This window comes from Paracoccus limosus (assembly GCF_009711185.1).
Lineage (GTDB): Bacteria > Pseudomonadota > Alphaproteobacteria > Rhodobacterales > Rhodobacteraceae > Paracoccus > Paracoccus limosus.
This window is the reverse complement of sequence record NZ_WMIF01000021.1, coordinates 1-25936: the sequence shown is the minus strand read 5'-3', so window position 1 is coordinate 25936 and position 25936 is coordinate 1. Positions and strand designations below refer to the sequence as shown.

20 protein-coding genes and 1 pseudogene are annotated in these 25936 nt (G+C 66.5%); 12 read left to right on the top strand and 9 right to left on the bottom strand.

Translation table 11 applies throughout. From position 1 onward, the window contains the following. Positions 1 to 133: 133 nt before the first annotated feature. The 3 genes from GL279_RS14050 to GL279_RS14040 all read right to left on the bottom strand — a co-directional run bounded on the left by GL279_RS14050 (position 134) and on the right by GL279_RS14040 (position 7567). Positions 134 to 4648: a translocation/assembly module TamB domain-containing protein gene (locus GL279_RS14050; RefSeq protein ID WP_155065274.1), complete on the bottom strand. Its 4515-nt coding sequence runs from the start codon at positions 4646 to 4648 to the stop codon at positions 134 to 136. Continuing rightward, complete coding sequence (locus tag GL279_RS14045; RefSeq protein WP_155065273.1) at positions 4648 to 6552, bottom strand: autotransporter assembly complex protein TamA; 1905 nt, start codon at positions 6550 to 6552, stop codon at positions 4648 to 4650. The genes GL279_RS14050 and GL279_RS14045 overlap by 1 nt, the downstream gene beginning before the upstream one ends. Before the next feature lie 88 nt (positions 6553 to 6640). After that, on the bottom strand, positions 6641 to 7567 hold the full coding sequence (locus GL279_RS14040) for a glucokinase (RefSeq protein ID WP_155065272.1): 927 nt from the start codon (positions 7565 to 7567) through the stop codon (positions 6641 to 6643). 147 nt (positions 7568 to 7714) lie between these two features. Between GL279_RS14040 and GL279_RS14035 the strand changes: the two genes are divergently transcribed. The 3 genes from GL279_RS14035 (at position 7715) to GL279_RS14025 (ending at position 10020) form a co-directional block, all read left to right on the top strand. After that, on the top strand, positions 7715 to 8149 hold the full coding sequence (locus tag GL279_RS14035; RefSeq protein ID WP_155065271.1) for a hypothetical protein: 435 nt from the start codon (positions 7715 to 7717) through the stop codon (positions 8147 to 8149). A 70-nt stretch (positions 8150 to 8219) separates the two neighbouring features. Next, the gene (gene ahcY, locus GL279_RS14030) at positions 8220 to 9611 is read left to right on the top strand and encodes an adenosylhomocysteinase (protein WP_155065270.1); all 1392 of its coding nucleotides are present in this window, start codon (positions 8220 to 8222) and stop codon (positions 9609 to 9611) included. Positions 9612 to 9678: 67 nt separating this feature from the next. Continuing rightward, entirely contained in the window at positions 9679 to 10020 is a 342-nt protein-coding gene (locus GL279_RS14025; protein ID WP_155065269.1) for a DUF2853 family protein, read from the top strand. A 144-nt stretch (positions 10021 to 10164) separates the two neighbouring features. Here GL279_RS14025 and GL279_RS14020 read toward each other — a convergent pair whose 3' ends face one another. Beyond that, positions 10165 to 10797 carry an enoyl-CoA hydratase/isomerase family protein gene (locus GL279_RS14020; protein ID WP_155065268.1) on the bottom strand — a complete coding sequence of 211 codons (633 nt, stop codon included), beginning with the start codon at positions 10795 to 10797 and terminating at the stop codon, positions 10165 to 10167. Between the two features lie 88 nt (positions 10798 to 10885). Here GL279_RS14020 and GL279_RS14015 point away from each other — a divergent pair, with 88 nt between their 5' ends. From GL279_RS14015 to ferA, 4 genes are all read left to right on the top strand, one after another. Then, complete coding sequence (locus GL279_RS14015; protein ID WP_155065267.1) at positions 10886 to 12553, top strand: DUF2125 domain-containing protein; 1668 nt, start codon at positions 10886 to 10888, stop codon at positions 12551 to 12553. Positions 12554 to 12665: 112 nt separating this feature from the next. Beyond that, a complete protein-coding gene (locus GL279_RS14010) occupies positions 12666 to 14018 on the top strand; it encodes a TldD/PmbA family protein (protein WP_155065266.1) in 1353 nt (450 codons plus the stop codon). Further along, positions 14005 to 14808 (top strand): inositol monophosphatase family protein, encoded by an 804-nt coding sequence (locus GL279_RS14005; RefSeq protein WP_155065265.1) that lies wholly within the window; start codon positions 14005 to 14007, stop codon positions 14806 to 14808. The genes GL279_RS14010 and GL279_RS14005 overlap by 14 nt, the downstream gene beginning before the upstream one ends. Before the next feature lie 66 nt (positions 14809 to 14874). Next, positions 14875 to 15420: a flavin reductase FerA gene (gene ferA, locus GL279_RS14000; RefSeq protein ID WP_155065264.1), complete on the top strand. Its 546-nt coding sequence runs from the start codon at positions 14875 to 14877 to the stop codon at positions 15418 to 15420. A 102-nt stretch (positions 15421 to 15522) separates the two neighbouring features. On the opposite strand, the gene GL279_RS13995 is transcribed toward ferA, so the two are convergent. From GL279_RS13995 to GL279_RS13980, 4 genes are read right to left on the bottom strand one after another with little or no spacing between them, the layout of a single operon-like run. Beyond that, positions 15523 to 16179 carry a PqiC family protein gene (locus GL279_RS13995; protein ID WP_246175322.1) on the bottom strand — a complete coding sequence of 219 codons (657 nt, stop codon included), beginning with the start codon at positions 16177 to 16179 and terminating at the stop codon, positions 15523 to 15525. Beyond that, on the bottom strand, positions 16179 to 18242 hold the full coding sequence (locus GL279_RS13990) for a PqiB family protein (protein ID WP_155065263.1): 2064 nt from the start codon (positions 18240 to 18242) through the stop codon (positions 16179 to 16181). Before GL279_RS13990 ends, GL279_RS13995 begins: the two co-directional genes overlap by 1 nt. 9 nt (positions 18243 to 18251) lie before the next feature. Further along, the gene (locus GL279_RS13985; RefSeq protein ID WP_155065262.1) at positions 18252 to 18905 is read right to left on the bottom strand and encodes a paraquat-inducible protein A; all 654 of its coding nucleotides are present in this window, start codon (positions 18903 to 18905) and stop codon (positions 18252 to 18254) included. Continuing rightward, positions 18902 to 19582 carry a paraquat-inducible protein A gene (locus tag GL279_RS13980; RefSeq protein WP_155065261.1) on the bottom strand — a complete coding sequence of 227 codons (681 nt, stop codon included), beginning with the start codon at positions 19580 to 19582 and terminating at the stop codon, positions 18902 to 18904. The genes GL279_RS13985 and GL279_RS13980 overlap by 4 nt, the downstream gene beginning before the upstream one ends. 115 nt (positions 19583 to 19697) lie before the next feature. Between GL279_RS13980 and GL279_RS13975 the strand changes: the two genes are divergently transcribed. The 5 genes from GL279_RS13975 (at position 19698) to GL279_RS13955 (ending at position 25488) form a co-directional block, all read left to right on the top strand. Next, on the top strand, positions 19698 to 20486 hold the full coding sequence (locus tag GL279_RS13975) for a flagellar motor protein MotB (RefSeq protein ID WP_155065260.1): 789 nt from the start codon (positions 19698 to 19700) through the stop codon (positions 20484 to 20486). 84 nt (positions 20487 to 20570) lie between these two features. Further along, entirely contained in the window at positions 20571 to 21902 is a 1332-nt protein-coding gene (locus tag GL279_RS13970) for a flagellar hook protein FlgE (RefSeq protein ID WP_155065259.1), read from the top strand. A 24-nt stretch (positions 21903 to 21926) separates the two neighbouring features. Further along, positions 21927 to 23381, top strand: coding sequence for a flagellar hook-associated protein FlgK (flgK, locus tag GL279_RS13965; protein ID WP_155065258.1), 1455 nt, complete (start codon positions 21927 to 21929; stop codon positions 23379 to 23381). After that, on the top strand, positions 23378 to 24391 hold the full coding sequence (locus GL279_RS13960; RefSeq protein ID WP_155065257.1) for a flagellar hook protein: 1014 nt from the start codon (positions 23378 to 23380) through the stop codon (positions 24389 to 24391). The genes flgK and GL279_RS13960 overlap by 4 nt, the downstream gene beginning before the upstream one ends. Continuing rightward, the gene (locus GL279_RS13955; protein ID WP_155065256.1) at positions 24391 to 25488 is read left to right on the top strand and encodes a flagellar basal body P-ring protein FlgI; all 1098 of its coding nucleotides are present in this window, start codon (positions 24391 to 24393) and stop codon (positions 25486 to 25488) included. The genes GL279_RS13960 and GL279_RS13955 overlap by 1 nt, the downstream gene beginning before the upstream one ends. Positions 25489 to 25833: 345 nt before the next feature. Here GL279_RS13955 and GL279_RS13950 read toward each other — a convergent pair. Beyond that, a pseudogene (locus GL279_RS13950) lies at positions 25834 to 25936 on the bottom strand (IS5/IS1182 family transposase); the annotation flags it as partial.

Here is a 25936-nt window from a genome sequence, read left to right as displayed (position 1 = left end):
GGATTACGTTAGCCTGCTAATGGATTTCATTAGCGAACTAACAATATCGGCGCAAAAAATCAAGCCTCGACGCGGATGGCGACGGGGCTTGCAGGATTCGGGGATAGCAAGGTTCAGGCGCGCAAACCCGCGCCTAGTAATCGCGTTCGTAGAACAGGCCCAGCGTGCTTTCGCCCTCGCTGTCCACCGATCCGCGCGCGGTCAGCGTCTTGGAGACATCGAGGTTCAGGTTCAGCTGCGTCTTGCCCTGATCGCCGACCTGCACGTCGGTATAAAGGTTCTGCGACAGGTATTTGCCCGCCCGGACCGAGACATTGCCCTTGTCGTCGGTGGTCAGGTCCAGATCGTCAAGCCCGGTCGAGGCCCGCAGCCGCCCGATGATGCCATCGCCGCCGCGCCCGGCCAGCGTCGCCACGGCCGAGGCCAGCTGCGCCGCCTGCAAGGGCGAGATATTGTTGAGGCCACGGCCGAACAGCAGCTGCGACAGCACCTCTTCCTCGGGCATCTGCGGCGAGGATTCGAACTTGATTTCGGGGTCCTGCGCCTCGCCGTCGATGATGATGCGGGTGGTGACGCCATCCTGTTCGGTCTGGGCCACCAGCCGGATCACCGGGATCAGGCTGCCTTGCAGCTCGATCAACCCCTCGGTCAGGTCGAACCGCTTGCCCAGCAGATCGACCCGGCCCCGGATCAGCTCCATCTGGCCGATCGGGATCGGTTGCACGGCATTGCCGGTCAGGCGGATCTCGCCGCCCATCTCGGCATCGACGCCGCGCCCGCGGATGAACACCTGATCGGGGGCCGAGATCACCAGATCAAAGCGCGCAGGCTTGCCCGGAGGCGTGGCCGGCGGCGCATTCATGCCGGCGGCGGTGGCATCGGCGCTGGGATATTCCAGCAGCCCGGCCTTGGCGCGGGTCTGGCGCACCGGCGGGCGCTCCGACAGGTGCTTGATGTTCGGGATCGCCTTGGCGCCACCCAATCCGGTCGAGGGGATGCGGATCTCGGTATGACCAATGTCGACGCGGCCGGCGACCAGCGGGCCTGCTGACTGCGAGCCGGTGACATGGATCTGCCCGTTGGCGCGGGTCTCGTAAAGATTGGGATCGCGCAGCACGACATTGGCCAGCCGCACGGTCAGGTCCATCGGCCGGTCGCCGGTCAGCGTCACCGGCCCCTGCACCGTCACCACACCGCCGTTTTCGACCGCGCCGCGCACATCGACCTCGACCCGCCCCGAGGCGATGTCGCCGCGCGCATCCAGCGACGCGATGGCCAGACCGAAACGCGGCTCGGCCAGACGGCCACCGTTCAGCGACACCCGGCCCGACAGCGCCTCCAGCCCCGGCGCGCCGTTCATGCGCAGATCGAAGCTGACCGGCCCCTCGACCGAGCGGGTGCGCAGGAGGGGGTTGACGGCGGCGGCATTGCCGCTGCCCTCGACCCGGATGTCCATGCGTTTCAGATCGGTCTGCGCCGTGCCGCTGATCCGGGCGCGGGTCTCGCCGGGCGCGGTCACGTCCAGCGCGACCTCATAGGCGCGGCCGGTATTGTGGATGCGGCCCTTGACCGTCGCGGGTCCGGGAAAGCCCGGCGCCAGCTGGTCCAGATCGGTAAGCCGCGCGTCAAGGTTCAGCCCCTCGGTCGGGCTGCCGTCGCCGGTGACGCGGAAATTGCCGTTGCCGGCCTGCAACCGCTGCACGGTAAAGCTGCCGTCGGCGCGCTGCGTGGCGGCCAGATCCAGCGTGGTCGCGCCGGCCAGCACCGCATCGGCCTTGGGATTGCCGACGGCAAGCCCGTTCGCCGTGGCCTTGGCAGTGATCGCCCGGCCGCCGCCCTGATCCTTGACCTGCGCATGGGCCTGCAGGGCGCCGCGAAAGCCGCGCCCAAGAAACCGCAGGTCATCGGCGCGCAGATCGGCGCCCAGATCCGTCGCGCCCTTGCCCAGCTTGCCCTGCGCGGCGAGGTTCAGCCGCGGGTTCTGAACCTGCGCGGTCTGGATGGTAAAGACGCCATCGCGCTCGGTGCCGCGCACGGCCAGCCGGGTCGCCCCCGACAGCGCGCCATCGACCTGCGCCTGACCAAAGCTCAGATCCTGCCCGGTGCCGGTCACATCCAGCACCCGCTGGCCCGAGCCATCGCCCTTGAACGTGCCCTGCGCATCCAGCGCGCCGCGCCAGCCCCGGCCAAAGCTGGCCAGCGACTTGACCTGCACATTGCCGCGCATGTCGGTGGTCTGACCGATACTGCCCTGCGCCGTCGCCTGCATTTGCTGGTTGGCCAGATTGAAGCTGTCGATGGTGAATTCGCCGGCCTCTTCGCGGGCCAGCAGCTTCAGATCGGTGACGCCGGTCAGCGCGCCGTCCACGTCCTGCTGGCCAAAACGCAGGTCGGTGCCGCGCCCGCTCAGCTCGATCCGCCGCGAGGCGCCCTGCCGCGAGGCGGTGCCCTGCAGGTTCACCCCGCCCGAGAAGCCGCGTCCCAGCACGGCCAGATCCGGCATCGACACCGACAGCCGCCCGTCCAGCGCATCCATCGAGAAACTGCCGTCGCCCTCGGCGCGCAGCTGCGGGTTCGCCAGATCGAATTTCTGCAACTGATAGCTGCCCGAGGCTTCTTGCAGGTCGATGACCAGCTGGGTCTCGCCCTTGAAGGCGCCGTCGATTTCCGGCCGGCCCAGCCGCAGGTTGCTGGCCTGACCGTTCAGCGCCAGCTTGCGCGTGCCCTCGGCCCCGGTCAGATGCGCCTTGGTCTGCAGGCTGCCGCCATAGCGCGGATCGGCCACGGCCAGATCGGGCATCGAGATCTGCGCCGTCACGTCGCTGGCGGTCGAGTTCAGGTAGCCCTGCGCCTCGGCCACAAGGTTTTGCGCATTCACCGTCAGCTTGCGCAGCTGGATGCCGGTGGTGTCGCGCTTGGCCGACAGGTCGATGGTCGATTTCCCGGCCAGCATGCGGTCGGCCTGTTCCTGACCGATGTGGATGTCGGTGCCCTGAATCTGGGTGTCGATGTCAAAGGCCTTGCTCAGCAGGACGTAATCGCCCTTGATCACCGCATCGGCGCTGCCGCCCAGATTGCGGCCGGCCAGTTTCGAGAACCGCGACAGGTTGCGGTGCTGGGCGGTCACATCGCCCGACAGCGTGATGCCCGATTTCAGCCCCGATACCGTGGTTTCGCCCTTCAGGCCGAATTCGGCGCCGTTGATGTTCATACCCCAAAGCTTCAGCGCATTGCCGGGGCTGAAGGCGAAGTTCAGCCCGCCGTTCAGCACTCGGCCCAGCGCATCGGCCAGACCCGGATCGCTGGGGGCCAGATCGTCCATGCCAAAGGCGATCCAGCCGCGCACCTCGTCAAGCGCCTGATCCGCGGTCAGCACCACGCGGCCCGAACCGTCCAGCCGCAGCTCGGACAGGCTGATGTCGGGGCGGGTGATATTGCCGACCTTGCCGTTCAGCACCCAGCCCGAGCCCTGCGTCGCGTCATAGTCCAGCCGCAGATGGCCCGAGTTCACGGTCATCGGCTTGTCGCCGAAGGGCACCGCGACCGGCAGTTGCGTAGCCCCCGCATCGCTGCCCAGAAGCAGCGTCAGATGCGCGCTTTCCGGCGCGCCTTTGGCTGTGGTCGCGACCGAACCCGACAGATCCAGCGCCCCGGTCGTTACCTTCAGTTCCGGCACCAGCAGCCGGCCATCATCGCCACGCCAGCCATTGGCACGGATCTGCGAATTGCCGGCAAAGAACTGCTGGTTCTGCGGCGAGGTCAGCGACGAGATATCGCCGTCGAGCTGCGCGAGGAACGCTGTGCCCGACGCGCCATCGCGCGGCTCGGAGCGGACCGCGACGCTGCCTTGCACGCGCGGCTGGCCGTCGGTCATCAGCGCGATTTTCGCCGTGTAATCCGACAGCGGCCCGGTGCCCGAAATCTCGGCCTGAATGGCGGGGCGGCCGTTCATCTTGATGATATTGGTGAAGAGGCCGTTCTTGTCCTCGTCAAGTTTCAGGTCCAGGGCCAGCACGCGGGTCGCGTTCGAGAAACCCGCATCCAGCAGGAACTGGCCGCGCGGCCCGTCCACGCGGTCGATCCGCAGCTTGGTGCCGCCCTCGCCATTGGCCAGCGCCATCGAGCCGTCGATGGCCAGCACCGCCTCTTGCCCGATGATCGGCTGGCCCAGCTCGACCCGGCCGACCTGAATCTTGTCGATGTTCACGCTGACCGGCAGTTGCGGCAGCGAGAATTCCTTGGTTTCAGGCTGGGGCGGGTTGGGGGTGGTGGTGTCGGCACCCGGCAGGCGCGGCAGGATCACCCGTTCGGCCGCCAGCTCGTCGATCTGGATACGCCGCGACAAAAGCGCCGAGCGGCTCCAGCTCATGGCGCCGTTTTCCAGCGTGATCCAGACGCCCTTGTCATCGGCGATGGTCATGCGATCGAAGGTGGCGCGCGAACTCAGCGCGCCGCGAAAGCCGTCGATCTGCACCTGCCGACCGGCGCCGGACAGTTTTTCCTGCAGAAATCGGGTGATGAAGCCCTTGTCGTCCTCGACCTGCTGCGAGATTTCGGCGGCGCTGTCCTGCGCATGGCCGCCCAGAGGCAGCAGCAGCGCCAGCGAAAGCACCAGAAGCAGGCGGGCGGTCAGATCATGAAGTTTCATCAGAATGCCTGCCCCAGACCGATATAGACCTGCACGCCCTTGTCCTCGCGGTCGCCGCCGCCGACGGGCGCGGCCAGATCGAAACGCATCGGCCCGATCGGTGTCTTGTAACGAATGCCCGCGCCCGCGCCGGCCTGCCAGCCGCTGTCGCCCGAAAAGGCGCTGTCGGCCCAGACCCGGCCCGCGTCCGAAAAGACCGCCAGCCCGATCTTGTCGCGCACCTGCATCCTCATCTCTGCGGTCAGGGTGACGATGGACATGCCGCCGGTCTTGACCGGGCCATCGGGGCCCTGAATCTCCTCGACGCCCAGCGATTCAAAGGAATGGCCGCGCACGGTGCCGCCGCCGCCCGACCAGAACAGATAGTCGCGCGGGGTTTCGGCCAGTTCGGGACCGACGACGGTGCCCAGCCGCGCCCGGCCGGCCAGCGTATATTTGTCGTCGGTGCCAAAGCTGTAATATTTGCGCCCCTCGGCGATCAGCTGCGCGCCCGAGCCGGTCTCGTCCTGCAAGCCGACAAAGGGCGTCACATTGGTCGACAGCCAATAGCCGCTCTTGGCGTCGGTCTGGTTGTCGCGCATGTCCAGCGTCAGCGAACCCGGCAACGCGATCAGCCGGAAATTCGTGCGTCCCGAATCGTCATCGACGCGCAGCGCCCGGTATTGCAGCCCGACATCCGCTGTCAGATGGTCATTGGGCAGATAGGTAAAGCCCAGCCCGATGGTCGCGGATTTCAGCCGGTAATCGTCCTCCTGCTCGCTGACGGCCTGCGCCAGCACATAGCCGGTGGTGTCGGCGTTCAGCGTGGCCGGGCGGTCGATGCGGACGCCCAGATTATAGTCGCGCCCGGTATCGCCGCCGATGTCGGACACCCCGGCATCGACGCGCAGCCGCTCACCACCGCGCAGCAGGTTGCGGTTGATCCAATAGCCGGTCAGGCTGAGGCCGTCGGTGTTGGAATATTCAAAGCCCGCGCCCAACCGGCGCAGCTTTTGCTCGACCACCTGCAAATCGACGTCCAGCGTATTGCCGGGGCCGATGTAATCCGCCTCGGTCAGGGTGATGGCCGAAAACACGCCCGAGCGGCGCAGGCGCTTGCGCACGTCTTCCAGCTTTTCGGGATCAAAGACCTCGCCCTCGGGGAAGCCCGAGATCTTGCGCAGCCGGCGCGGGTCCATGCGCTTTTCGCCGCGAATCGTCAGCTGGCCAAAGCGCAGCACCGGCCCCGGTGCCAGCGCGATGCGGCTGTCGATGACATTGGCGCGGTGATCGGCGGTGATGTCGGTGCTGGTGACATCGGCCTTGGCATGGCCGACATTGCGCCATGCCTCAACGGCGGTGGTGGCGGCGCGCTTCATGTCGCCGGTGCGGGCAATGCCGCCGGGGTGGTAATCCTGCGGCAGTTCGGTGCGCGGCGCCAGCGGCGCGATCTCGGCGCGGCTGTAGTGAAAGCGCGGCCCCGGATCGATATTGACCAGCACCTTGTGCACCACCTTGGGCGCATCCAGCGGCGCGATGCTGGCGGCCTCGACCCCGTCCAGCGTGATGTTGATGATGACGGAATAATAACCGTGGTCATAAAGCACGCCCAGCAGCCGGGCGTAATCGCCACGCGCCGCCGCCAGCATGTCCTGCCCGGTCACCCGCCCCTCGTCCTGGGCGCTGACCAAAAGCGAGGTGGTGCGCAATTCGCCCAAGAGCGAATCGCGGTCGCCCGAGATGCGAAAGTCCAGATCGACCGGCGATCCCTCATTGCCCTTGGCGCCGCCGAACATGCCCGAAAACCAGGACGAGATCCCCGGCCGTTTCGAGCTGGCACTGTCCGAGGATTGCGCGATCGCCGCAACCGACCCCGCCCCCAGCACGCATGCGGCAGCCGCTCCTGCCCTGAAAACCCGCTTCATTCCTGCTCGCCCTGCTCTGGCTGTTTCAGGCCAGTCTTGCAGGCGCAACCGGCAAAATCCAGCGCCGGAGGCAAAAAACGACCGATTTTTACCCGACTGCGGCCAGACAACCATGCAGCGCGGCCATATCGTCGCGGATCACGCCGACCGGAACCGCGCGCGGGATCTGCGCCATCAGCGGGTCCGAAAGATAGGCTGCCTGAAAGATCGCCAGCCGCTGCGTGACGCTGCGCGCGACGCTGCCGGCAAGAAACATGCCGTCCATCGGCATGAAGCGCAGCGCCAGCTCGCGGCAGATCAGGCCGAAAAGCCGGGCGTAAAGCGCGCAGGTGGCGATGGCTGCGGCATCGCCGGCATCGGCGGCACTAACCACCATTTCTGCCGGCTGGCGCGCGATCCCGTGCAGCGCCGCATGCAGATGCGCCAGACCCCGGCCGGCAAACAGCTCCTCGACCGATTCGAATTCGCCCGCGCGTGCGCCCACCGCCTCGGCCAGCGGCCGGACAATCGACAGCGGCAGGCGGGTATGGCCCTCCTCGGCCTCAAGGCAGGCGATGCCGCCGGCGGGCAGCACCTTGACCGCGCAGACGTTGAAGCCGGTGCCGGCATTCACCACCAGACGCTGGCCGTTGCGGGTGCCGTCCTGCGGCGGCGCGGTCAGATAGCCCGCCGCCTCGCCCGAAAGCGCCGGCGTGGCATAACCCAGCGCGATCAGGTCGTTGATCAGCCGCGCCCGGCCGGCGCCGGTCAGCTCCAGCAGGCGTTCCTCGGAAAAACTCCAGTCGCGGTTGGTCAGCCGCGCCCGCCCCTGCGAGACGGGGCCAGCCACCGCCACGCAGACCGCCTCGATGCGGGGATTGCCCTCGCGCTCCAGGAACAGCCGCACCACCTCGTCGAAATCGGGATGATCGTCGCCGCGGAACTTGCGGATGCTGCCGGCATAGATGCCCTCATCCCCGCGCGCCAAGGCCAGCCGCGCATTGGTGCCGCCCACATCCGCCAGCAAGATCGCCATAGCCGTCCCCCATGTCTGAATGCCCCGGTTCTAGGCCATCGCCAGCGGTTCTGCCAGCGCAGACCGTGGCCAGATGCAGGGCCTCTGCCGGAACCGGGCCGCCCTGTCGCGGGTTTTCCCATGCAAGCGCAAGCGAAAGACAAGGACATGACACAGACCCCTTTGCGCAGCCTGCTGGCCGCCGGCCTGATCCTGCTGGCCACCGGCGCCGCCAATGCCGGGCTGACCTCACGTCAGGAAAACGCCGCCCAACCGCGCGGCTGGTCGGCCGTGGCCGGCATCGACCCGCGCGAACTGCGCGAGATCGCGCGCCACCTGCCGCTGTCGGATCAGGCCGGCCCCGGCCAGCCCTGGTGCGACCGAGACGCCCGGATTGCCGCCAGCCTGCGCCACGATTTCGAAGAGGAACGCGTGGCGACGAACGGGCGCGACACCGCGCTTTGGGGCTCAGTCCTGATGGGCACATGGACCGTCGTTCTGGAACGGCCCGACCACACCAGCTGCGTCATCGCCTCGGGCATCGGCTACCGCGACGGCACCGCCCCCTCGGCCTATTTCACCCGCGTCGGCCTGAACGGCTGACCGGCGGGCGCTGTTTGCGCACAAGGCCCTCAGATGATATGGCGCCGGCAACTGAAAATTCGAGGCCGCCATGACCCAGCATATCATCAAAGACATCGCCCTTGCCGATTACGGCCGCAAGGAGCTTGACATCGCCGAAACCGAAATGCCCGGCCTGATGGCGCTGCGGGCGGAATATGGCGAGGCCCAGCCCCTGAAGGGCGCCCGCATCGCCGGCTCGCTGCACATGACCGTGCAGACCGCCGTGCTGATCGAAACGCTGGCGGCCTTGGGCGCCGAGGTCCGCTGGGCGTCGTGCAACATCTTCTCGACCCAGGACCATGCGGCGGCGGCGATCGCGGCGGCGGGCATCCCGGTCTTTGCCATCAAGGGCGAGACGCTGCCGGAATACTGGTCCTATACCGACAAGATCTTCCAGTTCGCCGAAGGTCCAGCGAACATGATCCTGGACGATGGCGGCGATGCCACCATGTATATCCTGCTGGGCGCCCGCGTCGAAGCCGGCGAGACCGACCTGATCGCCGTGCCGACCAGCGAAGAGGAAGAGGCACTGTTCGCCCAGATCAGGACGCGGCTGGCGCAGTCGCCGGGCTGGTTTACCGCCCAGCGCGACGCGATCCAGGGCGTCAGCGAGGAAACCACCACCGGCGTGCATCGTCTTTATGATCTGCACAAGAAGGGCCTGCTGCCCTTCCCGGCGATCAATGTGAACGACAGCGTCACCAAGTCGAAATTCGACAACAAATACGGCTGCAAGGAATCGCTGGTCGACGGCATCCGCCGCGCCACCGACGTGATGATGGCCGGCAAGGTCGCCGTGGTCTGCGGCTATGGCGATGTCGGCAAGGGCTCGGCGGCCAGCCTGCGCGGCGCCGGCGCCCGGGTGAAAGTCACCGAGGTCGATCCGATCTGCGCGCTGCAAGCGGCCATGGACGGGTTCGAGGTCGTCGTGCTGGAGGACGTGGTCGACAGCGCCGATATCTTCATCACCGCCACCGGCAACAAGGACATCATCCGCATCGAGCATATGCGCGAGATGAAGGACATGGCCATCGTCGGGAACATCGGCCATTTCGACAATGAAATTCAGGTCGCGGCGCTGAAGAACCACAAATGGACCAATGTCAAGGAACAGGTCGACCTGATCGAGATGCCCTCGGGCAACCGCATCATCCTGCTGTCCGAGGGGCGCCTCCTGAACCTCGGCAATGCCACCGGCCACCCCAGCTTCGTGATGTCGGCAAGCTTCACCAATCAGGTGCTGGCGCAGATCGAACTCTGGACCCGTGGCGAGGAATACCGCCCCGGCGTCTATATCCTGCCCAAGCATCTCGACGAAAAGGTGGCGCGGCTGCATCTGGACAAGATCGGCGTCAAGCTGACCCAGCTCAGCAAGGAACAGGCCGATTACATCGGCGTGGCGCCCGAAGGCCCGTTCAAGCCGGAACATTACCGCTACTGACGGTTCCTGTTGCCATTCAGGTCCAACGCGTTAGGCTCCCCCCACGCATCAACGGGGGGAGCTTCCCATGAGCAAACGTGACGACCTGATCGCAAAATACGCCGCCGATCTGCAGGACAAGCTGGGCCTGACGCCCGACATGGAGCTGCTGACCAAGGTGGTGATCGGCTGCGGGCCTTCGATCTACAATGACGATGCCGAAACCGTCGCCAGTTCCGACAAGACCGAGCTGGAGCGGATCAAGCAGAACTACCTGATCAAGAAACTCGGCCTCGCGGACGGCCCGGCGCTGGACGAGGCCATCGCGGATACGGTGCAGAAATACGGCAGCGCCAACCGCAACAAATATCGCCCCGTGTTCTATTACGTGCTCTGTAAGCATTTCGGCAAGGAAAGCGTCTACGCCTGAAACAGCCGCCGCGCCTAACCGGGCCCTGCGCTTCTTTCGTGGGTAAATATCCTGGGGGGGAACGCCTGGCGGCCCGCATCGGGGGCCGACAGGCGTGGGGGGTAAAGCCCCCCCCTGCCCAACCCCAGCCATCGGGTCCGGCCTCTACCCGGTGCGGCCCGGCCGGATCATCGCCTTGATCGCCGCGACATGCCCGGCCGAGGCGGCCAGCGCATCGCCGCACAGCGCCTCGGCCTCTGACAGCAGCGCCTCGTCATCGCACAGCCGGTCCACCAGCCCCCAGGCCAGCGCCTCGGCGGCGCCGATCTTCTGTCCGCCCATCAGGATCATCGCCGCCCGCGCCGGACCGACCAGCGCCGCCATCCGGACCGGATCGCTGGGCTGGGGCAGATAGCCCAGCCGCATCACCGGATAGAACAGCCGCGTCCCCGCAACCGCCAGACGGATGTCGCAGGCCAGCACCATGCCCATCGCGCCCCCCGCCACCGGTCCGTTCAGCGCCGCGACCGTCAGGCAGGGCAGCCCTGCGACCGCCGCCGACAGCCGCTCCCAGTCGGGCGACAGCGCCAGCCCGGCGCGGGCCTCGTCCAGATCGGCGCCGGCCGAGAACACCTTGCCGGTGCCGGTCAGGATCACCGCCCGCAGATCGGACCGCTGCGCCATCTCCTCGAATGTCGCGGCCAGCCCCGCCAGCATCCCTGCCGTCAGCGCATTGGCCTTTTCGGGCCGCGCGATGGTCACCCACCCCAGTCCCCCCGAGAATTTGTTCGATATCATGCCATCTCCTGCTTGGAGTGCCGGCTTTACTCTGGCAAAAGCCCACCAAGTGTTTTCTTATCCGCGCGTTTACAGAGAAGGCAATGACATGAACCTCAGACTGACGAGCTCGGCCCTGGCGCTGGCAGCAATGACCGCCCCCGCCTTTGCCGATGTGACGCCGGAGCAGGTCTGGCAGTCCTGGGTCGATTATTACAAATCCGTTGGCTACACGATCACCGAAGGCAGCCGCGACAAATCCGGCAGCACCCTGACCGTCAAGGACATCAAGATCGCCGGCGGCGCCGAGGCCAGCCGCGTCGGTCTCAGCCTGCCCGAAATCGTTCTGACCGACACCGGCGACGGCAAGGTCAAGACCGTCTTTGCCGATCACATGACGGTGGACCTGTCGGGCACCAATGCCGATGGCAAGAACTATGAGCTGCCCGCGACGCTGGACATGCCGGGCAACAGCATGATCTCTTCGGGCGCGCCCGAGGATATGACCCATGAATTCAACTATCCGACGCTGAAGGTGACGCTGACCACCGTCACCACCGACGGCAAGCAGACGCCGCTGCCGGTGAATTTTGCGCTGCTGGATTCGACCGGCACCGCACATCTGGCCGGCGGTGCCACCGGCAAATACGACTACGACATGAGCTCGGCCAAGCTGACCTTCGACGGTGATGTCACCGACGAAAACCAGGAGAACGTCAAGTTCGCCGGCAGCGCCGAAAAGCTCAGCACCAAGGGCACGATGAACCTGCCCGGCAAGATCGCCGATCTTGAGACCGAGCTGGGCACCGCCCTGCGCAACGGTCTGGCGATGGATGGCGCGGTCCAGATCGGGCCGATCGCCGCCACCTTCCAGTTCTCGGGCAAGGACGAGAACGACCAGCCGACCAGCGGTGCCGGCAAATACGAAGGCAAGGGCTTTGACGGCCATATCAAGATGTCGCAGGACGGGCTGAGCTATCAGCTGGGCTCGGATCCGGTCAGCTTCGAGATCACCTCGCCGCAGATGCCGATGCCGATCCGCTATGGTTTCGACAAGGCCAGCCTTGATCTGCAGATGCCGGTCAGCAAATCCGACACGCCGCAGCCCTTCAAGCTGGCCTATGCACTGTCGGGCCTGACGCTGGGCGACGAGATCTGGGCGACCTTCGACCCCGAAGCCAAGCTGCCGCGCGATCCGGCCTCGCTGGACATCGACGTAACCGGCACGATGAAGGTCATCCGCGACCTGCTGGACGTGCCGCCGCCCAAGGCCGATGGCGCCAGTGATCAGGCGACCGATGAGGCTGCAGCCGATGCCGCCACGGATCAGGCGGCCGACCAGAGCGGCGATCAGGCTGCGGATGCGGCCACCGATCAGGCCGAGGCCGACGGTATGGACGATGGCATGGACGGCGCGACCGACGAGGCCCAGCCCGAGGAAGAACCCTCGCCCTTCGAGCCGGTCGATCTGACGATCAACCAGTTCGCGCTCAAGGCGGTCGGAGCCAGCATTCAGGCCACCGGCGCGCTGAAAGCCCCCGAAAGCGGCGACATGACCATGCCGGTCGGCAATATCCATGCCGAATATGAGGGCGTCAGCGCGCTGATCGACAAGCTGGTGGGCATGGGTCTGATCCAGCAGGATCAGGTCATGGGCGTGCGCATGATGCTGGCGATGTTTGCCAAACCCGTGGACGGCAACCCCGACAAGCTGGTGACCGACCTCGAGTTCAAGGACGGTGGCCAGGTCTTTGCCAACGGGCAACAGATCAAGTAAGCCAAGGGTTGCGGGTGGGGCCGGCCTCCACCCGCGCCGCCCTTGGCCTGCCGGGCGTAACGCGATACTGGGCCGGTGTATCCGGCCCGTTTTCATGTCGAGGGATTTCCTGATGTCCGATTTCAACCGCCTTCGATCCCTGACCGAACAGCTTTTGACGGCAGCGCGGGCCGCCGGTGCGGATCAGGTCGATGCCGTGGCCGTCGATGCCGCCTCGGTCTCGGTCGATGTGCGCGCGGGCAAGCTGGAACATGCCGAGCGCGCCGAGGGCGTCGAGATCGGGCTGCGCGTGCTCTTGGGCGGGCGGCAGGCCTGTGTCTCGGCCTCGGACCACGGCGCCCGCACCATCGCCGAAATGGCGGCGCGGGCGGTGGCCATGGCGCGCGAAACCCCGGTTGACGACACGCTGGGGCTGGCCGAGCCGTCCGAGCTGACCAGCGACACCGACAGCACGGCGCTGGACCTGTTCGACCCCTCGCCCGAACCGACCCCCGCCGCGCTGCAAGAGGCCGCGCTGCGCGCCGAGGCCGCCGCCTTGCAGATCGCGGGCATTTCCATGATCGAATCCGCCTCGGCCGGCTATTCGGCGCGGCGGATGTGGCTGTCGGCCTCGAACGGTTTTTCGGCAGGCTATGGCCGCACCGGGCACAGCCTGTCGACGGTGGCGATCACCGGGACCGGCACCGGCATGGAGCGGGACTGGGCCGGCGAAACCCGGGTGCATGGCGCCGACATGCCCGCGCCCGAAGAGATCGGCCGTCTGGCCGGGCAGCGCACGGTCGAGCGGCGCGGCGCGGGCAAACCCCCGACGGGCAGCTTTCCGATCCTTTATGACGAGCGCATCGCCGCCGGGCTGATCGGCCATCTGGTCGGCGCGGTGAATGGTTCCGCCATCGCGCGCGGCGCAAGCTGGCTGCGCAATGACCTGGGCGAGGCGGTATTGCCTGCGGGCTTTGACCTGATCGAGCTGCCGCATCTGCCACGGATGCCGGGCTCGCGCCTGTTCGACGGTGAGGGGCTGGCCACCCGGCGCCGGGCGCTGGTGCAGGATGGCGTGCTGCAAGGCTGGACGCTGGATCTGTCGACCGGGCGCAAGCTGGGCATGGCCTCGACCGCCAGCGCCATGCGCGGCGTCGGCAGCCCGCCCGCGCCGGGCGTGTCGAACCTTGAGCTGAGCCAAGGCAACCGCAGCCGCGAGGATCTGATCCGCGACATGGGGCGCGGGCTTCTGGTGACCTCGATGCTGGGTGCCTCGATCAACGGCACCACCGGGGACTATTCACGCGGCGCGGCGGGCTTCTGGATTGAAAACGGCCAGATCAGCCATGCCGTCAACGAATGCACCATCGCGGGCAATCTGCGCGACATGCTGCTGCGGATGACGGCGGCGAATGACGCCCGCGACTGGCGCGGCATGAAGGTGCCGAGCCTGCTGGTCGAAGGGATGACCGTTGCCGGCGCCTGATCTGTCCCTGCTGGAACAGGCCGCGCGCGAGGCCGGCGAGATTGCCCTGCGCCATTGGCGGCAATCGCCCGAGGCATGGGACAAGGGCGGCGGCGCCGGTCCGGTCAGCGAGGCCGATCTGGCGGTAAACGCGCATCTGGAGCGCCTGCTGCGCGGGGCACGGCCGGATTACGGCTGGCTGTCCGAGGAATCCCCCGACGGGCCCGAGCGACTGGACGCAGCGCATTGTTTCATCATCGACCCGATCGACGGCACCCGTGCCTTTCTGGACGGGCACGAGGGGTTCTCGGTTTCGCTGGCGGTGGCGACAGGGAGGCAGATCACGGCAGCGGTGGTGCATCTGCCGGCGCAGCGGCTGACCTATATGGCCAGCGCCGGGGACCCTGCGCTGCTGGATGGCGCCCAATTGCGCCCGGCCGAGCATGATCTGGACGGAGCCAGCGTGCTGACCGGCAAGCCCAGCCTTGTGCCGGCGCTCTGGCGGGGCAAGGTGCCGCCGGTACGGCGCGAGTTCCGGTCCTCGCTGGCATGGCGGCTGTGTCTGGTGGCCGAGGGCCGCTTCAATGCGGCGCTTTCGACGCGGCCCTGCTGGGAATGGGACATCGCCGCAGGCAGTCTGATCGCCGCGCGCGCCGGCTGTATCGCCAGCGATCAGGACGGGCAGCCGCTGCGCTTCAACTCGGCGGGCGCGATGAGCGCGGGGCTGGTGGTGGCGCCGCCGGGGCTGCATGGCCAGATGATCGCAGCCCTGGGGCCCGCTTCCGGCGCGGGTGCCCCGGCGCATGCCTGATGACCTGCGCTTGATGGCCCGGGTCCGGGCAGATAGATTGGCCGCAAACCACAAGAGGCGCCGCGCATGAGCCGCATTCCCCCCGCAACCCGCGACCGGCTCGCCGACGAGATCACCTTTCACCCCGCCAATGCCGAGGCCCGCGCCTTGCGTGAGGCCTTGGGCCGTTTCGCAACCGGCGTGACCGTGGTCACCACGCAAGGCGCGCAGGGCCCGATCGGCATGACCGCCAACAGCTTTTCCAGCGTCTCGCTGGAACCGCCGCTGGTGTTGTGGAGCGCGGCGCGGGCCTCGGCCCGGCATGCGATCTTTGCCGAGGCGCAGCACTGGTCGGTGCATGTGCTGGGCGCCGAGCAATTGGAGACATGCCTGCGCTTTACCCGGGGTGGCGCGCAATTTGATGGGTTGGGACATGGCAGCACAGCCGAGGGGACGCCGGTGATCCCGGGGGTGGCGGCGCGCTTTGATTGCGAGGCGCATGCCCTGCATGAGGCCGGCGACCACACGGTGATGATCGGCCGGGTGCTGCGGGTGACCGTGGCCGGTCCGGGCGATCATCCGCTGGTCTTTGCCGCCGGCCGTTTCGGGCAATTCGCCCCGGACGCCGGCTAGCGGCGCGGGGCCCGGGGGCTTTGCCCCCACGCCTTTCAGGCCCCTCAACGGGGCCGGAAAGGCGTTCCCCCAGGATATTTGTCCACGAAAGAAGCCGGGCGCTCAGCTGCCTTCGAGCGGCGGCAGGGGCTGTGAAAAGATATCATCTAGGCGCGGCACCGGGGCAGCTTTGGTGCGGATGGCGCTGCCCGGCCCGCCAAGCGTCGCGATCTGGCGGGCCAGTTGTGCGATGGCCTGCGATTGCGCGCGGGCGATGGCGGCGGGCCCCGGTTTTTCGGCCAGCGGAATGGTGATGTCAAAGCTGCGCGCCTGATTGGCACCGCCTGCCCCGGCATCGCTGACGAAATAGCGCCCCGATAGTCGGTAGCCGCCGCTGGCCTGCGCCAGGGCTTTCTCGACGCGGACCTCGACCGTGCGGCGGGGCGGCTCGGCCAGGGGCCAGGGTTCGGCAATCACCGTGGCGCCTGAAATATCCGAGATGGTGCGCGCCAGCGTCAGGGTGACCGCACGCTGCGGATCGTCGGCCCAAAGCTGCTTGGTGTTCGAGCGCACCGCGCCATCCGTGCTTTGCCAGCTGACCTCGTCGCCCGAGGCATATTCCGGCAGCGAGACATCCTTCAGTTCGGCCGTGCCCAGCCGGTTCGGCAGCCGCTCGGCCGGGACCGGCGGGTCGATCAGGTAGCGGGCGGTCTTTTCGCCGTTCGAACAGCTCGCCAGAGCGGTCAGCATGGCGGTGGCGATCAGGAGTTGGCGCATCATTACCGTCCCAGGATGAAGGCTTGCGGATTGCGTTCGATGCTGCGCGCCAGACTGGAGAAGGAATTGGCGGCGCGGCGCATCTCGCGGATCAGGTTGATGGTTTCATTGTTGAAGGTCGAACGGTCGCCATAGGCGGCGATCACCGTTTCGGCGCGCGCAGCCAATGCCTCGAGCCGCGCCGAGAGCTGCGGCAGGCGCTGCACCGAGGCCGAGATATTGTCGGCCGCCGTGCCCGCCTGTTTCAGCGTCTGGTTCAGGCTGCCGACCGCATTGCCGTCGCGCAGGTCGTTGAGCAGACCCGAGGCGGCTTCGAGCGTGTTCGACAGGTTCTTCGGCAATTGCTCGGCGTCCTTGCTGCCCAGCATGGCGCGCACGTCCTGCAAGATGCCCTGCGCCTCGGTCGAGATGGCGGCAAGGTCCATCTTGGCCACGCCAGAGGCTGCGGCGTCGATCTGTTCGACCATGCCCGGCACATCGGCGGCGGCCAGCTTGACCGCCTCGGCGGCGGCGGCGGCCTCGTCGACCATCTTGCGCACCTGCCCCGCCGCGCCGGATTCGCGCAGCTCGGTGGTGACCTGACGGATTTCGCCGGCGGCGGCGCGGGCATCGTCCAGCGTGCCGCGCAGGCTGCCGGGGATGGCGCGCGTGTCCTCGCTGCTGGCGATGGCGGTGACCGAATTCATCATGTCGGTGGCGGATTTCAGCGCCTCTTCGATCGGCAGGTTGCCGACGCGGGCCAGGAAGCCCTGGGCCGAGGCGGTGAAATCGGAAATGTCGCCCGGGACCGAGGGGATGATCGGGTTCGGCTGGGCGTCGCGTTGCAGCTCGGCCGGGGCGGCATCGGGCAGCTCGACCAGTTCGACTTGCAGCGAGGTGCCAAAGAAGCCGGCGCTGGCCAGCCGGGCGCGCAGCCCGCGATGCACCAGATCGGCGATGAAATCGGTGGTCTGCTGCGGCGTCGGATCGCCGCTCATGCCGATGCGGTCAGGCGAGATCGCCAGTGTCACCTGCTGGCGGACGATTTCCTGGCCCTTGGCGTCGCGTTCGCTTTGCGCGGCAAGCCCCGTCACCCGGCCGACGGTCAGGCCCATGAACTGGACATCCGCGCCGGTTTGCAGACCCTTCACAGATTCATCGACCAGCATGGTCAGGTGCAGTGCGCCGGCCTCGTCCGACACCAGATTGGTCTCCGCCGTCGCCTGATCGGGTTGCAGCACGAAGGTCTGGCCATCCTTCACCGGCTGCCCGCCCGAGCGCAGCGTGGCGAATTCCGCGCCCCCTTGCAGCACCGAGGCCAGCGAGTTCACGTTCAGCGACAGGCCCTGCGTGCCCAGCGACACCGAAAAGCCCGAGGTGTCCCAGAACACCGAATTGGTGGTCAGCAGCTTGTTATAGGGTTCCGGGATGAAGACATCGGTCAACACGCCGTCGTTGTTCTTGGCCAGGCGCAGGTTCTGCATCTGCCCGACCGGCAGGCCGCGGAACAGCACCGGCGCGCCCTCGGTCATGCCGCGGGAACGTTCGGCCGACAGCGTGATCCAGGTGCCTTTCTGGCCAAAGCTGGTCAGCGGCGGCTTGTCGAGCCCCTGAAACAGCCGCACCGGATCGTCCAGCTTGTCGTCCCAGTAGCCTTCGACGAACGAGCCGGTCAGCACCGTATCCAGTCGCGAGATGCCCTGGGCCGAGACCTGCGGTCGCACGATCCAGAACTGCGCATCCTTGTCGATATAGGGCGCAAGATCCTTGTCGACGCGCATATTGACCTCAACCTGTTGCAGGTCGCTGGTAAAGCGCACCGATTCCACCTTGCCCACGGTGATCTCGCGGAATTTCAGCAGCGTCTCGCCGGGGGTGATGCCGGTCGCGTCCTTGAAACGGACCGAGATCAGCGTGCCCCGGCTGGCCAGCGCGTTCCAGCCCACGCCCAGGGTGACCACCAGCGCCAGAATCGGCACCAGCCAAATCAGCGAAAAGCCGGCGCGGGCGGCCTTTGCCGCAGTCTTGCGCTGCGGTTCGGCAGGTTTCAGGGCACTGCCGTCCTGCGGCGGGGGCGTATCGGTCATCGGTGTCGTTCAGTCCTTGCGGCTTCGCAGAGGCAGGCCCCGCCAAATCAGCCTTGGGTCGAAACTCTGCGCAGAAAGCATCGTGAAAGCAACAGACAACGCGAAAGAGACCGCTGCGGGTCCGGGATGGATCGAGGCCACGAAACCCAGTTGCACCAGCGCCGACAGAATCGCCACAACGAAGACGTCGATCATCGACCAGCGCCCGATGAATTCGACCACCTCGTAAAGATGCAGCCGGCGATGTGCCTGCCGGACCGTGGCCGGGCGGCCGGCGACCCGCGCCAGCCAGGCGATGGCGATGAACTTGCCCACCGGCACCATGATCGAGGCGAGGAAGATGATCGCGGCGACGCCGTAATTGCCATAATGCAGCAGCTCGACCACGCCGCCGAGGATGGTGGATTCGGTATTGCCGGCCAGCCCGCCCAGCGTCGAGGTCTTGAGCATCGGGAACAGGTTCGCTGGCAGATAGAAGATGAAGCCGGCGGTCAGCCAAGCCCAGACCGCGTTCAGGCAGCGCCGGTCGGGCGGCACCAGATCCGAGTTGCAGCGCGCGCAGGTGGTTTCGGTCTGCGGCCAGACCCGGCCGCAGGCCCGGCATCCGATCAGGCCGGCGCGATGCGCAGTCAGGACCGGGGCGTCATCGGGCGCGCCGCTCATCGTCGCAGGTCCGTGATGATTTCGCGCCCGTCGGTGGCCATGCCGGCATCCTCGATCGCATCCCAGATCGTGGCGCTGCTGGTAAAGGCATTGCTGGCGGCATTGACGAGGATCAGCGCGCAAAAAGCCCAGAACGCGGGGCCAAAGCTGATCGTGGCAAGCCCGCCGACCTTGACCAGCGCAACGGCGGTGCCGATGACAAAGATCTCGGCCATGGACCACGGGCGCAGCTTTTCCGACAGGCGAAAGGCCGGGACGGCATGGGCAAAGGGCCTACGCCCGCGCGACAGCGGCGACAGCGTATAGACCAGCAGGATCGCGCGCAGCATCGGAAGTCCGACGATGGTTGCGAGCAGCGCCACGGTCAGCGGTATCAGCGCACCATGCGAAAACGCCATCGCCACGCCGAACAGCGAGGTCTGGTTGCCAAACCCCATGCGCGAGATTTCGAGAAAGGGAAAGAACACCGCCCCCAGCATCAGCACCAGCGAGGTAAAGCTCAGCGCGATGATCCGGGTGAATGCGCCCGCGCGGGGGCTGGCCAGAACGCCGCCACAGCGGATGCAGCGCGCGGTTTCGCCCGGTTGCAGCTCGCGTTCAAGGTGCAGGGCGTCGCAGCGCGGACAGGCGATCAGCCCCGCACCGGTCGCCAGATCATATGAGCCTTCGGTCTGCATCCTGCGACAATACCGGGCTGGCAGGGCGCGGCAAGTGGTGAGGATTTGATCTGTTAACTGGATATTAGGCGCGCGGCGCTAGACCCTGTCGAAAGTTGCAGGGAAAGGGCGCGACATGGCCAAGACCGGGACGGCCCCGATCATCATCAAGAAGGTGCAGGGCGGCGGCGGTGGCGGCCATCACGGCGGCGCCTGGAAAGTCGCCTACGCCGATTTCGTCACTGCGATGATGGCCTTCTTTCTGCTGATGTGGCTGCTGAACGCCACGTCCGAAAAACAGCGCAAGGGGTTGGCGGATTATTTCAATCCCACCATCATCCAGTCCACCCAAGGAGGGGCGCAGGGCCCCTTTGGCGGCCAGCTTCAGGATGCCGCGACCAATTCGGGTCAGGGCGCCGGCGCCTCGCGCGATGTCCGGGGCGGCGCCGCCCGCGACGCCGCCTTCGAAACGATGGCGCGGCAGGTCCAGAACGAACTGACCGGCAGCGGCGCCGAATCGATGCAGCGCACCAATCTGCTGAAACATGTGGTGACGCGCATGACCGACGAAGGTTTGGTGATCGAGCTGACCGACCTGACCGACGATCCGCTATTCGCCGGCGACAGCGCCCAGCCGACGCCCGCCATGCAGGAACTGGCCGGAATCCTCGCCGGCGTGCTGGGGCGGGTCAAGAACCAGCTGGCAATCGCAGGCCATGTGCGCGCCTATCCCGAAATGCTGGTGCATTCGCCGGTCTGGGCGCTGTCGGATGCCCGCGCCCATGCGGTCAGAAACCTGCTCGAATCGGCTCGTCTGGACGATGGCCGCGTGCAGCGCGTGACCGCCTATGCCGACCGGCGCAACCGCTCGGTCAACCCGATGGATCCGAACAACAATCGGATCGAAGTGATTTTACTGAGATAATCCCCGACCCCGTCGCGCCGGTTAGGCCAATCTTAACCGCCGGTGCTCCACACTGACATCAATCGTTTCAGACAGGATGACAGCATGTCGATTTCCTCCGCCCTCTCCGCCGGCGTTTCCGGGTTGAATGCCAATGCCGCGCGACTGGCCGGCATCTCCGACAATATCGCGAACTCCAGCACCTTCGGCTATCGCCGGGTGGTGACCGATTTCGAAAGCATCGTCCTGGGTGATCCGCGCGGTGGCGGTCGCTATACTGCCGGGGGCGTCGCCACCTTTTCGCATCGGGTCGTGGATCAGCGCGGCAACCTCGTCGGCACGGACAATCCGCTCGACATTGCGATCAGCGGCAATGGCATGCTGCCGGTGATCAACAGCTCCAAGCTCAACTCGCTTGGCAATGGCAATGTCCCGCTGCTGATGACCCGCACCGGCGGCTTCCGCGCCGATGAGGAAGGGGTGCTGAAGACCACCTCGGGGCTGGTGCTGATGGGCTGGGCCGCCAATCGCGACGGCACCATCCCGCAGCAAAGCCGCGATTCGACCGCCGGGCTGGTCCCGGTGGTGCTCAACAAGAACGAGGTCTATGCCGAGCCGACGACCCGCATCGGCGTCGGCTTCAACCTGCCGGCCGAAGCCACGGTGGGCGGCGGCACGGTAACGCCCTCGTCGACGAATGTCGAATATTTCGACAATCTGGGCGCCTCGCGCGCACTGACGATGAGCTTTACCCCCACGGTGGGCGCGGCGGGCAGCGGCCGGTCGAACAGCTGGACGATGGAGATCCGCGATTACGCCATTACCGATGATCCGGCGACGGCGGCGGATGAATCGCTGGTCGGTTCTTATACGCTGGACTTCGACGATGCGGCCGGCGGCCCCCTGGCCAGCGTGACCACGCTTAGCGGCGGTGCCTATGACCCGGCGACCGGCGATCTGGTGGTGAACGTGGCCAGCGGCCCGATCACGGTCAATATCGGACGGCCCGGCGGAACCGGCCTGACCCAGATCAGCGCGGATTTCTCGCCGACCAATGTGACCAAGGACGGGGCTGCGGCCGGCACGCTTGCCGCCGTCGAGGTGGACGAGAACGGCTATCTGCAGGCGACCTACAGCAATGGCACCACGCGCACCCTGTTCCAGATCCCGCTGGTCGATGTGCCGAACCCGAACGGGCTGCTGGCACTGGACAACCAGACCTATCAGATCTCGCCCGACTCGGGTGCCTTCTATCTGTGGAACGCCGGCGATGGCCCGACCGGCGCCATCACTGGCTATGCGCGCGAAGGCTCGACCACCGATGTCGCGGCCGAGCTGACCGATCTGATCCAGACGCAGCGCGCCTATTCGTCGAATGCCAAGATCATCCAGACGGTCGACGAAATGCTGCAGGAAACGACCAACATCAAGCGCTAGCCGCCCGAACCAAGGGACTGATCCATGAGCCTGTCTTCCGCGATATCGAATGCGCTCTCGGGCCTGACGGCGACGACGCGCGCGACCGAGCTGGTATCGACCAATATTTCCAACAAATCCGTCGCGGGCTATGCGCGGCGCGAGCTCGAAACCTCGTCGCGCACCTATGCCAGCGGCGGCATCCGTATCGACGGCGTGCAGCGCATGGTGAATGCCGGGCTACTGGCCGACAACAGGCTGGCGCAGGCAGCCAGTTCGCAATCGGGCACTGTCGCAGCCTTTCACGCCGCGATCGAGGGCGCCTATGGCACGGCCGATGACCCTGGCGCACTGACCAGCCTGTTGACCGGCTTCAATGCCGCGCTGACCTCGGCGGCCGCCCGCCCCGACAGCGACACCCGGTTGGGGGCGGTCCTGGATGCGGCCTCGGCGCTGACCGGCAAGATCCGCTCGGTTTCGGCGACGATCACGACCGCGCGGGCCGAGGCCGACCGGACAATCGGCCGCGATGTGGACAAGCTCAACGGGGCTCTGGAACAGGTGGCCGAGCTGAACCGCCAGATCACCGTCCTGACCGCGCGGGGCGAAGATGCCTCGCCCCTGATCGACACACGTCAGGCCGCAATCGACGAAATCGCCAGCCTGGTTCCTATTCAGGAGGTGGCACGGGAAAACGGCCGCATCGCGCTATTCACCAAGGGGGGGGCGACGCTCTTGGACGGCAACGCTCCGGCCAAGGTCTCGTTTCAGGCGGCCAATGCCATGAGCACCGCGATGACGGTCGGCAATGGCGACTTGTCCAGACTGTCGCTGAACGGCAAGCCGCTATCCGAGGCCGAGATGGGCATGTTCGCGGGCGGCACGATCGCGGCCAATTTCCAGATCCGCGACGATCTCGCCCCGCAGTATCAGACCAGGATCGACGCTTTCGCCCGCGAAGTTTGCGTGCGCTTTGCCGATCCCGCAGTCGACGGCACTTTGGCCGCAGGCACCGCCGGGATGTTTACCGACGCGCAATCCGCCTCGAACCCGGCCGCCGAACCCGGACTTGCCAATCGCATTGCCGTCAACGCGGCTCTTGACCCGGCCATGGGCGGCGCTCTGTGGCGCATCCGCGAAGGCGTGAATGCGACCGATCCCGGCAGCGGCGGTGACGCGACCCTGATCCAGGCGATGGGGGCGGCGCTAACGGATACACGCACGCCCAGCTCCGCCGCCATGTCGTCCAGCACCCGCAGCATGCTGCAATTCGCGGCCGATCTGACCTCGGGGGCGGCAACCAATCGCGTCCGGGCCGATGCCAGCGCGCTGCAGGACCAGACCCGCGCCGACAGCCTGAACATCATGCTTCTGGCGCAAGGGGTCGATACCGACACCGAGATGGAGGCGCTGCTTTCACTGGAAAAGGCCTATGCCGCCAATGCCAAGGTCTTTCAGACCGTCAACGGTATGCTCGATGAAATCCTGAGGCTGACATGACCCGTTTCAACTCTGTAAGCGACCTCGCCCGCGCCTATCAACTGCGCCTATCGCAAGGCGCGCTCAAATCCCGTCTGGACACGCTGAGCCGGGAATCCGCCACCGGGGTCAAGGCCGATATCCCGCTGGCCTTGGGCGGAGACATGGGGCGAATTTCGCAGCTGGAATCGCAACTGACCCTGCTTGCGACCTACAAAAACAACTTAGCCGAGGCCGACTCGTTGCTGGATGGCATGCAGAACGCCGCCGAAAGCATCCGCTCGATGGCGTCGGACAGCGGCACCTATTTTGCCTCGGACACGCTCACCTCTTCGGACAATGCGCTGCAGGCGCATCTGCGCAAAGCGCCGGACCAGATGCGCGCGGCGCTTTCGGCGCTGAATGTTTCCGTGGCGGGACGGTCGGCCTTTGCCGGCAGCGCCAGCAACGGGCCGGCTGTCGTGGGTTATGAGCAGCTGATGGCGCAATTGACCACCGCCGTGGGCGGCGCGACCGATGCCGCCGGGATCACGGCGGCGATCGACGCCTATTTCGATGGCCCCAGCGGTAGCGGCGGTTTCAGCGATATCGGCTATCTTGGCGACGATCAGGGCAGCATTGCTGTGCCGATATCGGCAAGCAAGGCTGTGACCACGGGGCTGACGGCAAATTCGCCCGAATTCCGCATGGCTCTGAAGGGCTTTGCCGTCGCGGCCTATGCGGCTGGCGCCACCGGTCTGGACGCGCAAACGGTGCGCAGTCTCAGCCAGGCGGCCGGGACCCGACTGGTCAACAGTCAGAGCCCGCTGACAGCGGCGATGTCCCGGATCGGGGTTCAGCAGGAAATCGTTTCCCGTATCCAAACCACGAACGCGGCCGAAACCTCGACGCTGACCATCGCAAGGAACGCGCTGATCGAGGCCGATCCCTATGAAACGGCCACCGCCCTGAAAGAGATCGAGGCCAATATCGAGACACTCTACACGCTGACCTCGCGCCTTTCGAAGCTCAGTCTGGTGGGCTATCTGTGATGCGCCTTCTCTGCATGCTTCTTGGGTTTCTGCTCTGCACCGCCGCGGCAGCCGCCCCCGTCCGGATCAAGGATCTGGCAAATGTGGATGGCGTGCGCGGAAACGACCTGATCGGCTATGGGCTTGTCGTCGGGCTCAGCGGCTCGGGCGACAGCCTGCGCAACAGCCCCTTCACCGAAGAAATCATGGCCGGCCTGCTTGAACGGCTGGGCGTGAACGTGACGGACGAGGCGTTTCGGCCCAAGAACGTCGCGGCGGTGATCGTCACCGCGACCCTGCCGCCTTTTGCGCGCTCGGGCTCGCAGGTCGACGTCAACGTCGCCGCCATCGGCGATGCAAAAAGCCTGATGGGTGGCACGCTGGTGATGACGCCGCTGAACGCGGCGGATGGGGAAATCTATGCGGTCGCGCAAGGCTCGATCCTAGCCTCGGGGGTCGAGGCCAGTGGCGATGCCGCCTCGGTCGTGCAGGGCGTCCCGACCACCGGCACGGTTCCGGCGGGCGCACGCGTCGAACGCGAGGTCGCGTTCGATTTCTCGCAGATGAAGACCATCCGTCTGGCGCTGCGCAATCCCGACTTCACGACCGCCGCCCGGGTCGAGGCCGCGATCAACCGCAAGCTGGGCCGGGGATTGGCCAATCTGATGGATGCCGGAACGATCTCGATCGACGCCTCGGTCTTGGGCAATGTGAACCCGGCCCGCCTGATCGGTCAGATCGAGAATATTTCGGTCGAGCCGGAAACGGCGGCAAAAGTCGTCATCGACCACAAGTCGGGCACGATCGTCATGGGCGAAGACGTGCGGATTTCCCGGGTCGCAGTATCGCAGGGCAACCTGACCCTACGTGTTCGAGAGGCACCGGTGGTGTCGCAACCCAACCCGTTCTCTCCCGGTAACACGGTGGTCGTGCCCCGGACACAAGCGGAGATCACGCAGGAACCGGGTATCGGCTTTGCCGAAGTCTCGGGGGAATCGTCGCTGAGCGAGGTGGTGGCGGGGCTGAACGCCCTTGGCGTCCGGCCGCGCGAGATGATCGACATTCTGAAATCCATCCATACGGCCGGCGCACTGCACGCCCAGTTGATCGTCAACTGAGCCTGCCGGATCGGAGAACCTGGCCGCCAACTGTCGTCGGGGTCACTGCGGGTGACGTCTGAATAAGTCCCGTTGAGCAATACACCTCTGCTGGCCAAACCTACGTCCGCCCCAATCAGTGGGCAGCCCCCCGCGCGCACCCGGCTTCGGGCTTCGGGCTTCGGGCTTCGGGCTTCGGGCTTCGGGCTTCGGGCTTCGGGCTTCGGGCTTCGGGCTTCGGGCTTCGGGCTTCGGGCTTCGGGCTTCGGGCTTCGGGCTTCGGGCTTCGGGGATACTCGATTGTCACCCGCCCAATGGCAAGTGCGGAACGATATCGGCCGTGCTAGGTTCCCGACTCATTGATTTTCACAGCCAGAAGAGGACGGTCGCAGCGAGCATGATCGCGGAGAAGAAGGTCTCCGGGCACCGGTCGTATCGCGTGGCGACGCGCCGCCAGTCTTTCAGCCGT

Coding starts and splice junctions, on each gene's coding strand:
- GL279_RS14050 (WP_155065274.1), bottom strand. CDS start 4,648: ATGAAACTTCATGATCTGACCGCCCGCCTGCTTCTGGTGCTTTCGCTG.
- GL279_RS14045 (WP_155065273.1), bottom strand. CDS start 6,552: ATGAAGCGGGTTTTCAGGGCAGGAGCGGCTGCCGCATGCGTGCTGGGG.
- GL279_RS14040 (WP_155065272.1), bottom strand. CDS start 7,567: ATGGCGATCTTGCTGGCGGATGTGGGCGGCACCAATGCGCGGCTGGCC.
- GL279_RS14035 (WP_155065271.1), top strand. CDS start 7,715: ATGACACAGACCCCTTTGCGCAGCCTGCTGGCCGCCGGCCTGATCCTG.
- ahcY (WP_155065270.1), top strand. CDS start 8,220: ATGACCCAGCATATCATCAAAGACATCGCCCTTGCCGATTACGGCCGC.
- GL279_RS14025 (WP_155065269.1), top strand. CDS start 9,679: ATGAGCAAACGTGACGACCTGATCGCAAAATACGCCGCCGATCTGCAG.
- GL279_RS14020 (WP_155065268.1), bottom strand. CDS start 10,797: ATGATATCGAACAAATTCTCGGGGGGACTGGGGTGGGTGACCATCGCG.
- GL279_RS14015 (WP_155065267.1), top strand. CDS start 10,886: ATGAACCTCAGACTGACGAGCTCGGCCCTGGCGCTGGCAGCAATGACC.
- GL279_RS14010 (WP_155065266.1), top strand. CDS start 12,666: ATGTCCGATTTCAACCGCCTTCGATCCCTGACCGAACAGCTTTTGACG.
- ferA (WP_155065264.1), top strand. CDS start 14,875: ATGAGCCGCATTCCCCCCGCAACCCGCGACCGGCTCGCCGACGAGATC.
- GL279_RS13995 (WP_246175322.1), bottom strand. CDS start 16,179: ATGATGCGCCAACTCCTGATCGCCACCGCCATGCTGACCGCTCTGGCG.
- GL279_RS13990 (WP_155065263.1), bottom strand. CDS start 18,242: ATGACCGATACGCCCCCGCCGCAGGACGGCAGTGCCCTGAAACCTGCC.
- GL279_RS13985 (WP_155065262.1), bottom strand. CDS start 18,905: ATGAGCGGCGCGCCCGATGACGCCCCGGTCCTGACTGCGCATCGCGCC.
- GL279_RS13980 (WP_155065261.1), bottom strand. CDS start 19,582: ATGCAGACCGAAGGCTCATATGATCTGGCGACCGGTGCGGGGCTGATC.
- GL279_RS13975 (WP_155065260.1), top strand. CDS start 19,698: ATGGCCAAGACCGGGACGGCCCCGATCATCATCAAGAAGGTGCAGGGC.
- GL279_RS13970 (WP_155065259.1), top strand. CDS start 20,571: ATGTCGATTTCCTCCGCCCTCTCCGCCGGCGTTTCCGGGTTGAATGCC.
- flgK (WP_155065258.1), top strand. CDS start 21,927: ATGAGCCTGTCTTCCGCGATATCGAATGCGCTCTCGGGCCTGACGGCG.
- GL279_RS13960 (WP_155065257.1), top strand. CDS start 23,378: ATGACCCGTTTCAACTCTGTAAGCGACCTCGCCCGCGCCTATCAACTG.
- GL279_RS13955 (WP_155065256.1), top strand. CDS start 24,391: ATGCGCCTTCTCTGCATGCTTCTTGGGTTTCTGCTCTGCACCGCCGCG.